A 13890-nucleotide genomic window follows, 5' to 3' on the forward strand; every position below is an offset into this window, starting at 1 on the left:
GATGTTCGAGTTCGTCTTCCACAACCCCACCAAGATCGTCTTCGGCCGCGGCCGAGAGGGCCTCATCGGCAGTGAAATCCGGGAGGCGGGGTGCCGGCGGGTGCTCTTCGTCCACGGCCAGCAGTCCGTCAAGCGCTCCGGTCTTTATGAACGGACCCTGGCCAGCCTCCAGGAGGCGGGCGTGGAGGCAGTGCCCTTTGGCGGTGTCGTTCCCAATCCAGTGCTCAGCCACACCCGGCAGGGCGTGGCATTGGCCAAGATCCAGCAGGCGGATGGGGTGTTGGCGGTGGGCGGTGGCTCGGTGCTGGACGAGGCAAAGGCCATTGCCGCCGGTGCCTGCTCCGACCGGGATGTCTGGGACTTCTTCCTCGGGGAGCCGATCACCGCCGCGCTGCCGGTCTTCACCATCCTGACCCTGGCCGCCACCGGCAGCGAGATGAACCGCAACAGCGTCGTCACCAACGAGGAGAGCCGCCAGAAATACGCCATCTCCTCGCCCCATCTCGCGCCCCGGGTCTCCATCCTCAACCCGGAGCTCACCTGCACCGTGCCGCTGGACCATTCCACCTATGGCGCGGTGGATGCCATCGCCCATGTCATTGAGGCCTACTTCACCGGCCGCATCCGGGCCCGGCTCCAGGACCGGCTGGTGGAGGCCATCGTCCGTACGGTCATGGACAGCCACAACCAGATCCTGGAGCACCCCACCAGCTACGAGGCCCGGGCCGAGCTCATGTGGGCCGCCACCCTGGCTTTGAATGGGCTCACCACCGCCGGTGTCGGGGGCTACGGCATGCCCAACCACATGATCGAGCACTCCTTGAGTGCCTTCTACAACATTCCCCACGGCGCGGGACTGGCCATCGTCATCCCAGCATGGATGAAGTGGCTCGCCCCACGGCAGCCGGCGCCGTTCGAGCGTTTCGCCCGGGAGATCTTCGGCAAGACCCGGGCCGCCGACGCCATCTCCGGGCTGGAGACCTGGTTCCGGGCCATCAAGGCCCCGACCCGGCTCGGAGAGGTCCATATCCCCGCCGCCGATATCCCGGCCCTGGCGGAGAACGCCCATGGTCTGGCCCGGCAGTGGGGCCTGGCCGACGTCTACACCCCGGCGACCATCGGTCAGATCCTGGAGCTGGCGGCCTGAGAGGACCGGCCGCAGCGAGCCCACGTCGTAGAGCCGATGGAAGGCCGAAGGAGCCGCCATGGACCGTCGACAGTTCCTGCAATCGAGCCTTGCCGGCGCCGGCCTGGCGCTCGCCGGCGACCTGGGCCTCAGCCTGGCCGCGCCGCCACCGGGAGCGAGCGCCACCTTCGATCTGGCGGTAGCCCGGGGACCGGTGGCAGCCCGCAACGTGGCTGCGGCAGTGGCAGCCTGGGGCGGGATGGAGCGCTTTGTCAGCCGGGGTGACGTGGTGGTGGTCAAGCCCAACATGGCCTGGGACCGCACCCCGGAGCAGGCCGCCAACACCGACCCCGCGGTGGTGGCCGAAGTGGTACGCCTGTGCCTGGCGGCTGGCGCCAAGACAGTCAAGGTCTTCGACCGGCCGGTGAACGACCCCCGGCGCTGCTACAGGCAAAGCGGCATCGAGAGGGCGGCAATCGGGGCCGGTGCCCAGGTCAAGCAGATGGACGATCGCCGTTTCCGGGAGATGGCGGTCAAAGGCGAGACCATGGCCAACTGGCCCCTGTATGTGGAGGTCTTCGAAGCGGACAAGGTGATCAACGTCCCCATCGCCAAGCACCACAGCCTGGCTCGCATGACTGGCGCCATGAAGAACTGGATGGGGATCATGGGCGGCAACCGCAGCCGCATCCACCAGCGGTTGGACGAATCCCTCTGCGACTTGGCCAGCTTCGTCCGCCCCACCTTGACGGTGCTGGACGCTACCCGGGTCCTCTTGCGCAACGGCCCGCAGGGCGGCGACCTGGGCGACGTTCTGGCCGCTGACACCATCGTGGTGGGCCAGGACCAGGTGGCCGTGGATGCCTGGGCCAGTACCCTGTTCGGCCGGACCCCGGATGATCTGCCGGTGCTGGCTGCGGCCCGGCGGCGCGATCTGGGCAAGACCGAGCTGGCCGCCATCACGATCCGGGAGCTGGCTGTATCCTGAGATGCCCTGGCGCCGCCTGTGCCAGGGCCTGTTCCTGGCCCTGTTCCTCTGGCTCTTCATCGAAACCGACGGCCGGGGCGAGGACCAGCTCGGCCATCCGGTGAAGCTGTTCCTGGAGCTCGACCCGCTCCTGGGCCTGGCGACCGGCCTGGCCCGCCACTCCTGGCCCCTGACCTTCTGGCCCAGCTTCGCTACCGTCGTCCTTACCATCCTCCTGGGCCGGGTCTTCTGCGGCTGGATCTGCCCTTTGGGGACCTGCCACGACTTGGTGGGCGGTTCGCCGTCCGCCGCCGAGTCGGGCCGCCGCTGGCACTGGCTCAAATACGCACTGCTGGCCAGCCTCCTGGCCGCGGCCTTCTTTTCTGTCCAGCTGGCGGGCATCTTCGACCCCTTGTCCCTCCTGGTCCGCTCCCTGGCCCTCGGGGTGTTTCCAGCCCTGCAGGCGGCTGCTTCAGCCTTCTTCGACGCCGTCTTCCGTCTGGATCCGCCCTGCCTGGTGGACCTTTCCGAAGGCCTTTACAATTTCCTGCGCGCCCGGGTATTCGCCCTCCGGCAGCCGCTCTTCCACCAGGGCCTGTTCCTGACCCTGCTCCTGGTCCTGATCCTGGCTGCCAACCGCTACCAGCGCCGGCTCTGGTGCCGCTGCCTGTGTCCTCTGGGGGCGCTCCTCGGGCTTTTGAGCCGCTGGTCCCTCCTGCGGCGGCAGGTATCCGCGGCCTGCAGCGACTGTGGGGCCTGCACCGGGGTCTGCCCGGGCAACGCCACCGGCAGCGCTGACCAGACCGCCGAATGCCTGCGCTGCCTCCAGTGCCGGACCGTCTGCCGGCCGGGAGCAGTGGCCTTCCGCTGGCGGGGCAGCGACGGTCGCCAGGGGGTGGAGCTGGGCCGGCGGCGTCTTCTGGTGGCCGCCGCCACCGGCATGGTGGCCGCGCCTCTCCTCCCCAACGAGCCTGCCGCCCGGAAGCAGTCAGCCGCGCTGCTGCGGCCACCGGGAGCCCTGCCGGAGGAGGCCTTTGTCGACGCCTGCATCCGCTGCGGCGAATGCATGAAGGTCTGCACCACCGGCGGCCTGCAGCCGGCGCTTCTGGAGGCGGGCCTCGTGGGCCTCTGGACCCCGGTCCTGGTGCCTCGCCTGGGATACTGCGAGCTCCGCTGCACCCTCTGTGGCCAAGTCTGCCCCACCGGCGCCATCGCCCGCCTTGATCCGGAGAAGAAAGCCCGCACCCGCATCGGCCTGGCCTTCGTGGACCGCAGCCGCTGTCTGCCCTGGTCCCAGGGCCTGCCCTGCATCGTCTGCGAGGAGGTCTGTCCCACGCCGAAAAAGGCCATCCTCCTCGCACCCGAGACGGTGACCGACGCCCTGGGCCGGCGGCAACAGGTGCAGGTACCCCGGGTGGTGGTGGAGCGGTGTGTGGGCTGCGGCATCTGCGAGGCCCGCTGCCCTCTGGCCAGCCAGCCCGCCATTGTCATCAACAACACCAACGAATCCCGCCGGTCGGAGCCGGATATCCTGCTGCCGGCCCCCGGGGACAGCATGACCTGAAAGTGCCCCCGGTTTACGGTCCGGCGCGCCCAGGGCAAGGCCGCAGGGCCTCCAGCACGGCCCGCTGGGCCTGGCGCTCGGCCCGCCGGCGGGCAACGTGGATGGGCTGGCCGCGGTCACGGCCCCGGCCGCTGACGTACATGGCGGTGGCGATGGTGCCGGGGGTGGGGGTGAAGTCCTGGAACTGGCGGGGGGCAAGACCCAGGCCGCGGAGGCGGGTGGCCAACGCCTCCATGTGGGCCTGGGTGCAGCCGGGATGGCTGGCGATCAGGTAAGGGGTGAGGGGGGGGAGGCGACCGCCGTTCAGCCGGCGGCAGGTGGCCAGGAAGGCCTCCAGAACCTCAGCCCCTGGCTTGTGCATGAGGCGCAGCACCTCGGGCTCGGTGTGCTCGGGGGCGATCTTGAGGGCACCGGGCAGGTGCTGCTCCAGGATCCGAGCCAGCAGGCGCGGGGTGCGGAGCAGAAGCTCCATGCGCAAGCCCGACGAAACAAAGAGGTGCTTGACCCCGGCGCGGCGGGAAACGGCGTCCAGGAGAGCCAGGACCCGCTCCTCGTCAATGGCCAGATGGGAGCAGATCCGGGGATAGAGACAGTCCCGGCGGCGGCAGGGACCCGGACGGCGGCAGGAGGTGCCGTAGAGGTTGGCGGTCGGGCCGCCCAGATCCGTGATCGTGCCCGAAAAATCCGGTTGCCGGCAGATCGCCTCCACCTCGGCCAGCACCGAAGCCAGGGAGCGGCTGGTCACCACCGGTCCCTGGTGGCGGGCGATGGCACAAAAGGAGCAGTTGCCGCAGCAGCCCCGGACGATGGTCACCGAATGGCGGATCATCCGAAAGGCCGGCACATCACCGGCGCCCGGGTGGGACACGCGGCTATAGGGCAGGCCGTAGAGCGCGTCCAGTTCCTCAGGACCAAGGGGCGGCGACGCCGGGTGCTGGAGGATCCACACCGCCTGCTGCCGTTGCAGGAGGGGCTGGTCATCCCCAGCCCGGGCCTGGCGGTCCACCGCCTTTTCCGCGTCCAGAAAACGGCCGGGATCAGCGGCGATCTCCTCCCAGGAGGGCAAGACCAACGGCGGGACAGGATAGGGCCGCTCCCGTTGCTCCCGGTCGGTGAGCCGCTCGCAGGTGCCGGGGATGCCGGTCAGATCAAGCCCGGCCGCCAGCCGCTGGGCCACCGCAAGGACCGCCCGCTCCCCCATGCCGTAGACGAGAAGATCGGCCTTGGCATCGGCCAGCACCGACGAGCGCAGCCGCTCCTGCTGGAAATCGTAATGAACGAAACGGCGCAGGGAGGCCTCGAGGCCGCCGAGCACGATGGGCAGCCCCGGCCAGGCGGCCCGGGCCAACTGGCTGTAACGGATGGTGGCCCGGTCGGGCCGGCGGCGGTTGCCACGGCTGGCAGCACCCGGAAAATAGGGATCTCCCCCAGGGCTGTAGTCATCCCGGTCCCGGACCCGGGCATTGCCCGAATAGTTGGCGACGACCGAGTCCAGATTGCCGGCGCTGATGCCGGCGAAAAGCCGGGGCCGGCGGAAGCGAAGGAAGTCCTGAGGGCCGTCGTGGCGGGGTTGGGCCAGGACCGCCACCCGAAAACCGTGGGCCGAGAGCCACTGGCCGATGAGGGCGATGCCAAAGGCCGGGTGGTCCACGTAGCCATCGCCGGTGACGAGAAGGACATCCACTGCCGGCCAGCCGCGGCTTCGCACCTCCTCTGACGACGCAGGCAGGAACACCTGGCTCCCTACGCCTCTTCGAACAGGAGCCGGCTGCCGTCCGGGGCCGGCAGAACCCTGATCCGGTCCCCTTCCCGGAAGCGGCCGGCCAGGATCTCCATGGCCAGGGCGTCCTGGACATGGCGCTGGATGGCCCGCTTGAGGGGCCGGGCGCCGAAGGCGGGATCGAAGCCCTTGTCGACCAGAAAGGCCTTGGCCGCCGGCGCCAGCTCCAGGCTGAATTTCTGGTCGGCCAGGCGCCTGGCCAGGAGATCCACCTGGATGTCGACGATCCGCTCGATATGCTCCCGGCCCAGGGCGTGGAAGATGATGGTCTCGTCGATCCGGTTCAGGAACTCCGGCTTGAACTGGCGGTGCAGGATGGCATGCACCGCCTGCTCCATCTCCGTCCGCCGGGCCTCTCCCAGCTCCATGATCAGCGGACTGCCCAGATTGGAGGTCATGATCAGGATGGTGTTTTTGAAGTCCACGGTCCGTCCCTGACCGTCGGTCATGCGGCCGTCGTCCAGAATCTGCAGCAGGACGTTGAAGACGTCCGGGTGGGCCTTCTCGATCTCATCGAAGAGAATCACGGCATAGGGTCGCCGCCGCACCGCTTCGGTGAGGTACCCCCCCTCCTCATAGCCGACGTAGCCAGGGGGGGCGCCGATCAGGCGGGCCACCGAGTGCTTCTCCATGAACTCCGACATGTCGAGCCGGATCATCGCCTGCTCGGAATCGAACAGGAAGGCGGCCAGACTCCGGGCCAGCTCGGTCTTGCCCACCCCGGTGGGCCCCAGAAAGATGAAGGAGCCCAGGGGCCGGTTGGGGTCCTGCAAGCCAGCCCGGGCCCGACGGACGGCGTTGGCCACCGCGGCGATGGCCTCGGTCTGGCCGACCACCCGGGAGGCCAGCCGCTCCTCGGCCTGGACCAGCTTGGACTTCTCTCCTTCCAGCATGCGGTCCACCGGGATGCCCGTCCACTTGGCCACCACCGAGGCCACATCCTCCTCGTCCACCTCCTCCTTGAGCATCCGCCGGTCCTTTTGCACCGCGGCCAGCCGGGCGTTGGCCGCGGCCAGCTCCCGCTCCAGGGCACCGATGCGGCCGTAACGGATCTCTGCGACCTTGGACAGATCGCCCGCCCGCTGTGCCTGCTGCTCCTCCACCCGGGCCTCGTCCATGGCCGTCTTCTTGGCCCGGATGCTGGCGATCACCTCCCGCTCCAGGCCCCAGTGAGCCCGCATGCCGGCCAGCTGCTCCTCGATGTCTGCCAGCTCGGCCTCCAGACGGGCCAGGCGCTCCCGGGACGCGACGTCGCTCTCCTTCTTCAACGCCTCCCGCTCGATGGACAGCTTCATCCGCCGCCGCTCCTGCTCGTCGATCTCGGTGGGCATGGAGTCGATCTCGATGCGCAGGAGGGAGGCAGCCTCGTCGATGAGATCAATGGCCTTGTCCGGGAGGAAGCGGTCCGTGATGTAGCGCTGGGACAATGTGGCGGCGGCCACCGTAGCCGCGTCCTTGATGCGCACGCCGTGGTGCACCTCATACTTCTCCTTGATGCCCCGCAGGATGGCGATGGTGTCCTCCACCGTGGGCTCCCGCACCAGCACCGGCTGGAAGCGACGCTCCAGGGCCGGGTCCTTCTCGATGTGCTTGCGGTACTCGCTGAGGGTGGTGGCGCCCACGCAGTGCAGCTCGCCCCGGGCCAAGGCGGGCTTGAGCATGTTGGAGGCATCCATGGCCCCCTCGGCGGCGCCAGCCCCCACCAGGGTGTGGATCTCGTCGATGAAGAGGACGATCTGCCCCTCCTTCTTCTGGACTTCCTTGAGCACTGCCTTCAGGCGATCCTCGAACTCGCCCCGGTACTTGGCGCCGGCCACCAGGGCCCCCATGTCCAAAGCCAGCACCTGCCGGTCCCGCAGGGTTTCCGGAATATCGCCAGCCACGATCCGCTGCGCCAATCCCTCGACGATGGCCGTCTTGCCCACCCCGGGCTCGCCGATCAGGACCGGGTTGTTCTTGGTACGTCGGGACAGGACCTGGACCACCCGCCGCACCTCGTCATCCCGGCCGATCACCGGATCGAGCTTTCCCTGCCGGGCCAAGTCGGTAAGGTTGCGGGCATACTTCTCCAGCGCCTGGTACTTCTCCTCCGGGTTGGGATCCGTGACCCGCTGGCTGCCCCGCACCCCGACCAGGGCCTGTAGAAAGGCCTCACGGCTTGCGCCCTGCCCAGCCAACAGGCGGGGTATGGCCCCGTCCTTGTCTTCCAGAAGGGCCAGAAAGAGGTGCTCCTGGCTCACGTATTCATCCTTCATCTCCCCAGCCAGCCGGAAGGCGGCGTCCATCACCTTGCGCAGCCGGGCGGACAGATAGAGCTGGCCGGCTCCGCCACCGCTCACCCGGGGCAGACGGCCCACAAGGGCGTCCACCTCCGCCAGGAGGCGACCGACCTCTACCCCCATGGCCTTCAAGACCGGCACCACCACCCCATCCGGCTGCTCCAGGAGCGCCCGTAGCAAATGCTCCGGCTGCAGCTCCTGATGGCCTTTGGCCTCGGCCAGGCGCTGAGCCTGGTAGACCGCCTCCTGGGACTTCATGGTCAGCTTGTCGAATTGCATACCAGACACCTCACAAGGAGAGGGCGCTTCTCGCCTGAGCAGCCGGGTGATATCCTCGGCGGCAGGACAGACATCCTGATCAGCAGGACGGAATCCTTACCAGCAGGACGGGCTGACTGCGGGAATCGGTACGCGAGACCGCAACAGTCGTGTGAACGAGTAAGGCGGGTAACGGGGGTTGTCAAGAAAGGACGGGCAGGTCCTTGGCCTGCAACAGATGGCGGCAGGACCCAAAAGACATGGGGGAGACAGGGCCCGGACCCTGCCTCCCCCGGGGGTAAGAGCTGAAAAGGAGATGGTGCTAGCTGCGGCGACGCACGGCAATGAGCCCAAAGAGGCCGGAGCCCAGGAGCAGCACGGAGGCCGGCACCGGAACCGGGCTGGCATCGTGGATCAGGACGCCGGTGCCGGAGCTCGGCTGCCCCACAATATCCCAAATCTCATAGGCTTCCACGCCCGGGATCGGCACCACATCATACTGGAGGTTGGTGACCACCGACCCGCCGCTCACCATGCCGAACTTGATGCCGAACTCTGCGGTCGGCCCCAGGGAGACGGTCGTCGAGTTCGGGGTGAAGCCCATGTACCAGGTGCCACCGAGGTTGCTGAAGTTCACTGTCCGGGTCCTGGCGGTGGGGGTGATCACCCACAGGGCGCTGCCCGGATTGCCCCAGTCGTAGAAGGCCTAACTAAGGAAAGTGTGTCCCGCAGCCACGCGCCGGCAAAAGGCACAAAAAAATCCGGAGGCGGCAGGGCCCGGACCCTGCTGCCTCCGGATGCGAAGTCTGAAACCGGATTGGCTCTAGTTGCGGCGGCCGCGCACAGCAATGAGCCCAAAAAGGCCGGAGCCCAGGAGCAGCACCGAGGCCGGCACCGGAACCGGGCTGGCATCGTGGATCAGGACGCCGGTGCCGGAGCTCGGCTGACCGACAATATCCCAGATCTCATAGAGCTCGACGCCCGGAATCGGCACGACATCATACTGATAATTGGTGACCACCGAGCCGCCGCTCACCATGCCGAACTTGATGCCGAACTCCGGGGTGGCCCCCAAAGATACGGTCGTCGAGTTCGGGGTGAAGCCCATGTACCAGGTGCCACCGAGGTTGCTGAAGTTCACGGTCCGGGTCCTGGCGGTGGGGGTGATCACCCACAAGGCACTGCCAGGATTGCCCCAGTCATAGAAGGCCATCCTGGGGTAGGTCGCGTTCTGGGCAACCAGGTGCAGGGCGAAGGTGAACACATCGTCCTGGGTGTTGTTGAGGTCGTTGGGCTGCCAGGCGCCACCATAGGTATAGGCACTCGCCGAGCTCGGCCGCGAGGCTGCAGCCAGCAGCACCAAGGCGATCACCGCCATCCATCGCATCTTCCGCATCGTCTTCCTCCTCAGATTATGTTGGACCTTCGTTGCATCGGGTTGGGGTCTGCCCAGGCAGCCCCTCGACTCCACATTCCGCGCCGATCCCGGGAACCGGCGCTACCTTTCCATTGCCCCCTCCCCGCTAGCAGAAACCATGCCATAACCGCAAGGGAAGCGCCCCCGCAGCCACAAGCCGGCCAAGAGCAAAAAAAAATCCGGAAGCAGCAGGGCCCGGACCCTCCTGCCTCCGGATGCGAAACCTGGATCGAAATCGACTCTAGTTGCGGCGGCCGCGCACGGCAATGAGCCCGAAGAGGCCGGAGCCCAGGAGCAGCACCGAGGCCGGCACTGGAACCGGGCTGGCATCGTGGATCAGGACGCCGGTGCCGGAGCTCGGCTGACCAACAATGTCCCACACCTCATAGGCTTCCACGCCCGGGATCGGCACCACATCGTACTGAAGATTGGTCACCACGCCGCCGCCGCTCACCATGCCGAACTTGATGCCAAACTCAGCGGTCGGCCCCAGGGAGACGGTCGTCGAGTTCGGGGTGAAGCCCATGTACCAGGTGCCACCGATGTTGCTGAAGTTGACTGTCCTGGTCCTGGCGGTAGGGGTGATCACCCACAAGGCACTGCCCGGATTGCCCCAATCGTAGAAGGCCATCCTGGGGTAGCTCACGTCCTGGGCAACTAGGTGCAGGGCGAAGGTGAACACATCGTCCTGGGTGTTGTTGAGGTCATTGGGCTGCCAGGCGCCGCCGTAGGTATAGGCGCTCGCTGGGCACGGCCGCAGGGCTGCAGCAAGCAGCACCAAGGCGATCATCGCCATCCATCGCATCTTTCGCATCGTCTTCCTCCTCAGATTATGCAAGACCTTCGTTTCATCGCGTCCTGCCCGATCCCGGGAACCGGCAGCACTTTCCATCTGCCCATCCCAAGCAAGCAGGAAGTGTGCCACTCATCTGAGGATCTGACCAGGCTGCCCAGCGCCACTCAGGAGACCAGTCGTGGCATTCCAACCAGCCAACCCTGCCCGATCAGCCCACCACCAATCCGATAAGCCGGAAAATCCGTTCGGAAAGCCGGAAAACCTCCAGGAAACCGAACAACCCGAAAAAGGCGGGACCGACCAACACGTCTCACCCCCTGCACCGACCAGGAGGCGCCCACCCGCAGGCCCTCCCAGAAACACCAAGGCCGGCCAGAATGGCCGGCCTTGGTGTGAAAAACCATGGTCGGGACGAGAGGATTTGAACCTCCGACTCCCTGAACCCCATTCAGGTGCGCTACCAGACTGCGCTACGTCCCGACCCCATGCCCCAAAAAGGCTCAATGGTTACCATGAATAGCCGCCTCGGTCAAGGAGAAGACTCACCGCTCCTCCTCCAGCAGCCGGCAGATCGCCACCAGCTCCCCCTTGATGGCGGCCAGGATATCCGAGCGCTGACTGCGGCCCCCCTTGCGGGCCTGGGCCAGGGCCTTTCTGGCGCCAGGGATGGTATATCCCTCCTCGTAGAGGAGCTCTTTGATCCTGAGGAAATTCTCCACATCCGCCCGGCGGTACAGCCGCTGCTTGGAGGCCACGCGGTTTGGTCGGATGACCGCAAACTCCGATTCCCAATAGCGGAGGACATGCGCCGCGACACCGGTGAGAGAGGCCACCTCCCCCATTCGGAAGTACTGCTTGTCAGGGATGGCCATGGCCTGAGTCTCTGCCGGGGCCTTCCGTGCGTCGGTCACGGCCGCGTCCTCTCCCCCGCCCAGGGGCCTTGCCTCAACCTCCGCCCTGGCCGTTGATCCGCTGCCGTAGCTTCTTGCTGGGCCGGAAGCTGACCACCCGGCGGGGGGTGATGGCCATGGGCACCCCGGTCCGAGGATTACGGCCGAGCCTGGCCGCCTTGTCCCGGATCAGGAAGGTGCCGAACTGGACAAGCTTCACCGATTCGCCGGCCAAAAGGGTCTCCCGCAGGCACAAGAAGACGTCATCCACCAGCTCTCCTGCCACCCGCAGCGAAAAACCCAGTTGCTCGTGGATGGCCCGCGCCAGCTCCTTTCGGGTCAGACTCGGCTTCCTCACGCTGTCGTCTCCCGCAATCGCCCGCCAAACAGGGTTACCATGCGGTCCGCCAGTCGACGGTGCACCTTCTCCACCTCCAGATCGCCCAGGGTACGATCGGGCGCCCGGTACGTGACCGAGATGGCGACGCTCTTCTCCCCCGGCGCCAAGGGCTTTCCCCGATAGACATCAAAAAGCTCCGCCGCTTCCACCAGAGGCTCTCCGGCGGCGATAAGCCCTGCCACCATCGCCCCGGCGGGCACCTCGTCGGCCACGACCAGGGCCAGATCCCAGTTGACCGCGGGAAAGCGGGGCAACGCTGCGAAGGCCTTGCGGTGCCGTTCCGCCGCCACCAGGGCATCCAGGTCCAGATCCAGGAAGAACACCGGCTGGCGAATCCCGAAACGATCCGCCACTGGCGGCGCCACCTGGCCCAGATGCCCCACAGTGCCGCCGGGCAAAACGACAGCCAGGAGACTCTCGGGCACCGCGAAGCCCAGGGGCTCCTGGCTGGCAACCAGGCCGGCGGTCGCCAGCCCCAGGCCCTGGATCAGGGCTTCAGCGACACCCTTGACATCGAAAACGTCAACCCCTTCATCACCGGCGCCATGCAGCCTCTGGCCCCGGGGCCACCGGGGGCCGGTGAGCACTGCTGCCAGACGCTGGCCCTCCTGGGGCTGCGGCTTGCCGTCCTGGGCGAAGAACACCTTGCCTACCTCAAACAGCCGCAACCGCAAGGTCTGCCGGTTCAGATTGTGGCGAACATTGCTGAAGAGTCCGGGCAACAGGCTGGTGCGCAGCACCCCCTGGTCCTCGGCGAGAGGGTTCAGCAGCGGCAGCTGACAACGTCGAGGATCCTGAGGCGGCAGCTCCAGCCACTCGCAATACCGCTTGTCGGTGAAGCTGTAATTGACCGCCTCGCAGAAACCCAAGGCGGTCAGAATCGAGGCTGCCTCCCGGCGCAACGGCCTGTCCGGAGTGGCCTCGGGCAAAACCAGCGGCACCCGCGGCAGGCTGGCGCCGATGGTCTCATAGCCCACCACCCGGGCTACTTCCTCAATAAGGTCAATCTCCCGCTCCAGATCCACCCGGAAGGATGGCGGCGTCACCGCCAGCCGGTCTTCCGCAACCTGGGTGGACGCCACCTCGATGCGGGCCAGCGTCGTCCGGATCTCGCCGGCGGTCAGGGTCGTGCCCAACAAGGTATTGGTCCTGGCCACCCGCAGGCCCAGGGTCACCGGCCGTCTGGGCCGGGGGCAGCAGTCCACCCCACCGGGCCGCGGCTGGCCGCCGGCCAGGTCCGCCATCAACGCCGTCGCCCGCTGCAAGGCCGGGACCACGCCGCCGAAGTCCACGCCGCGCTCGAAGCGGTAGGAAGCCTCGGTGGACATCTTGAGAACACGGGCCGTGCGCCGAATGCTCGTGGGCTCAAAAAACGCGCTCTCCAGCAGCACCTCGGTGGTGCTCGCCGTGACCTCCGAGCTCTCCCCGCCCATGATCCCCGCCAGGGCTACCGGCCTTTCTGGGTCTGTGATGAGGAGCATGCCGGCGTCCAGTTGCCGGCGCGCCCCGTCCAGAGTGACCATGGCCTCCCCCACCCTGGCGGTTCGCACCACAATCCGCCCGCCGGCGATGCGCTGGAAATCAAAGGCGTGCAGCGGCTGGCCGAGCTCCATAAGCACCAGGTTGGTGACATCGACGATGTTGTTGATTGGCCGGACCCCCACCGCCCGCAGCCGCAACTGCAGCCACCAGGGAGAAGGACCGATTCGCACGCCGGTGATGAGGCGGGCGGCATAGCGAGGGCAGTGCTCCGGGGCCTGGATCTCCACAGCAAAGGGCAGATCTGCAGACGGCGCCGGCAGCTCGGCGGCAGCCTGTGGCCGGACCAGCCGCTGGCCGGTCAACGCTGCCACCTCCCGGGCAATCCCGATCACCGACGCGCAGTCCGGCCGGTTGGGGGTGAGATCCACCTCAATAAGCCAGTCGTCCAGACCCAGAGCCGTGGCCAGGGGCTGCCCTGGCCTGCAGGTCGGTGGCAGCTCCAGAAGGCCGGTCGCGTCATCCCCCAGGCCCAGCTCCTTGGCTGAGCACAGCATGCCCGCCGAGGCCCGACCTCGGATCTCCACGGCGGACACCCGACGGCCATCCGCCAGCACCGCCTCCGGCAAGGCGAGGGGCGCCAAGAGGCCGGGGCGGGCATTGGCCGCACCGCAGACGACCGGCAAGGCCGTGCCCTCGATCGCCACCCGGCACAACGCCAGACGTTCCGCGCTGGGATGGCGGCTCACCTCCAGGATCTGGCCCACCACCACGTTGTCCAGGGCCGGAGCCAGATGACTGATCGACTCCACCTCCAGGCCGCGCATGGTCAGGCCGTCAGCCACAGCCGCCGGCGACAACGGGGTGTCCACGTACTCCTTGAGCCAGTTGATGGTGAACTTCATGCCGTTGCCAGGGGGGGCCACGCCACCAA

The 13890-nt window shown here is 67.4% G+C and carries 11 protein-coding genes and 1 tRNA gene; 3 read left to right on the forward strand and 9 right to left on the reverse strand.

What is annotated here, in order from left to right:
• Position 1 precedes the first annotated feature (1 nt).
• Genes AB1634_01505 through AB1634_01515 form a run of 3 tightly spaced genes read left to right on the forward strand, consistent with a single transcriptional unit; the run spans position 2 to position 3657 of the window.
• Positions 2 to 1147: an iron-containing alcohol dehydrogenase gene (locus tag AB1634_01505; GenBank protein ID MEW6218198.1), complete on the forward strand. Its 1146-nt coding sequence runs from the start codon at positions 2 to 4 to the stop codon at positions 1145 to 1147.
• Positions 1148 to 1205: 58 nt separating this feature from the next.
• Entirely contained in the window at positions 1206 to 2114 is a 909-nt protein-coding gene (locus tag AB1634_01510) for a DUF362 domain-containing protein (protein ID MEW6218199.1), read from the forward strand.
• A gap of 1 nt (position 2115) precedes the next feature.
• The gene (locus AB1634_01515; GenBank protein ID MEW6218200.1) at positions 2116 to 3657 is read left to right on the forward strand and encodes a 4Fe-4S binding protein; all 1542 of its coding nucleotides are present in this window, start codon (positions 2116 to 2118) and stop codon (positions 3655 to 3657) included.
• A 13-nt stretch (positions 3658 to 3670) separates the two neighbouring features.
• Here the strand turns inward: AB1634_01515 and AB1634_01520 are convergent, their stop codons facing one another.
• The 9 genes from AB1634_01520 to pheT form a co-directional block, all read right to left on the reverse strand.
• Positions 3671 to 5392, reverse strand: coding sequence for a YgiQ family radical SAM protein (locus AB1634_01520; protein ID MEW6218201.1), 1722 nt, complete (start codon positions 5390 to 5392; stop codon positions 3671 to 3673).
• Positions 5393 to 5400: 8 nt separating this feature from the next.
• Positions 5401 to 7995, reverse strand: a complete 2595-nt coding sequence (gene clpB / locus AB1634_01525; protein ID MEW6218202.1) for an ATP-dependent chaperone ClpB — start codon at positions 7993 to 7995, stop codon at positions 5401 to 5403.
• A gap of 301 nt (positions 7996 to 8296) precedes the next feature.
• Positions 8297 to 8611, reverse strand: a complete 315-nt coding sequence (locus AB1634_01530; protein ID MEW6218203.1) for a VPLPA-CTERM sorting domain-containing protein — start codon at positions 8609 to 8611, stop codon at positions 8297 to 8299.
• A gap of 186 nt (positions 8612 to 8797) precedes the next feature.
• Positions 8798 to 9370: a hypothetical protein gene (locus AB1634_01535; GenBank protein MEW6218204.1), complete on the reverse strand. Its 573-nt coding sequence runs from the start codon at positions 9368 to 9370 to the stop codon at positions 8798 to 8800.
• 262 nt (positions 9371 to 9632) lie between these two features.
• Complete coding sequence (locus AB1634_01540; protein ID MEW6218205.1) at positions 9633 to 10205, reverse strand: hypothetical protein; 573 nt, start codon at positions 10203 to 10205, stop codon at positions 9633 to 9635.
• Between the two features lie 385 nt (positions 10206 to 10590).
• Positions 10591 to 10667: transfer RNA gene (locus AB1634_01545), tRNA-Pro, on the reverse strand.
• Positions 10668 to 10729: 62 nt separating this feature from the next.
• Complete coding sequence (locus tag AB1634_01550; protein MEW6218206.1) at positions 10730 to 11098, reverse strand: MerR family transcriptional regulator; 369 nt, start codon at positions 11096 to 11098, stop codon at positions 10730 to 10732.
• Between the two features lie 34 nt (positions 11099 to 11132).
• Positions 11133 to 11435 carry an integration host factor subunit alpha gene (locus AB1634_01555; protein MEW6218207.1) on the reverse strand — a complete coding sequence of 101 codons (303 nt, stop codon included), beginning with the start codon at positions 11433 to 11435 and terminating at the stop codon, positions 11133 to 11135.
• Positions 11432 to 13882: a phenylalanine--tRNA ligase subunit beta gene (pheT, locus tag AB1634_01560; GenBank protein ID MEW6218208.1), complete on the reverse strand. Its 2451-nt coding sequence runs from the start codon at positions 13880 to 13882 to the stop codon at positions 11432 to 11434. The genes AB1634_01555 and pheT overlap by 4 nt, the downstream gene beginning before the upstream one ends.
• Between the last annotated feature and the right edge of the window lie 8 nt (positions 13883 to 13890).

Source organism: Thermodesulfobacteriota bacterium (genome assembly GCA_040755095.1).
GTDB lineage: Bacteria > Desulfobacterota > Desulfobulbia > Desulfobulbales > JBFMBH01 > JBFMBH01.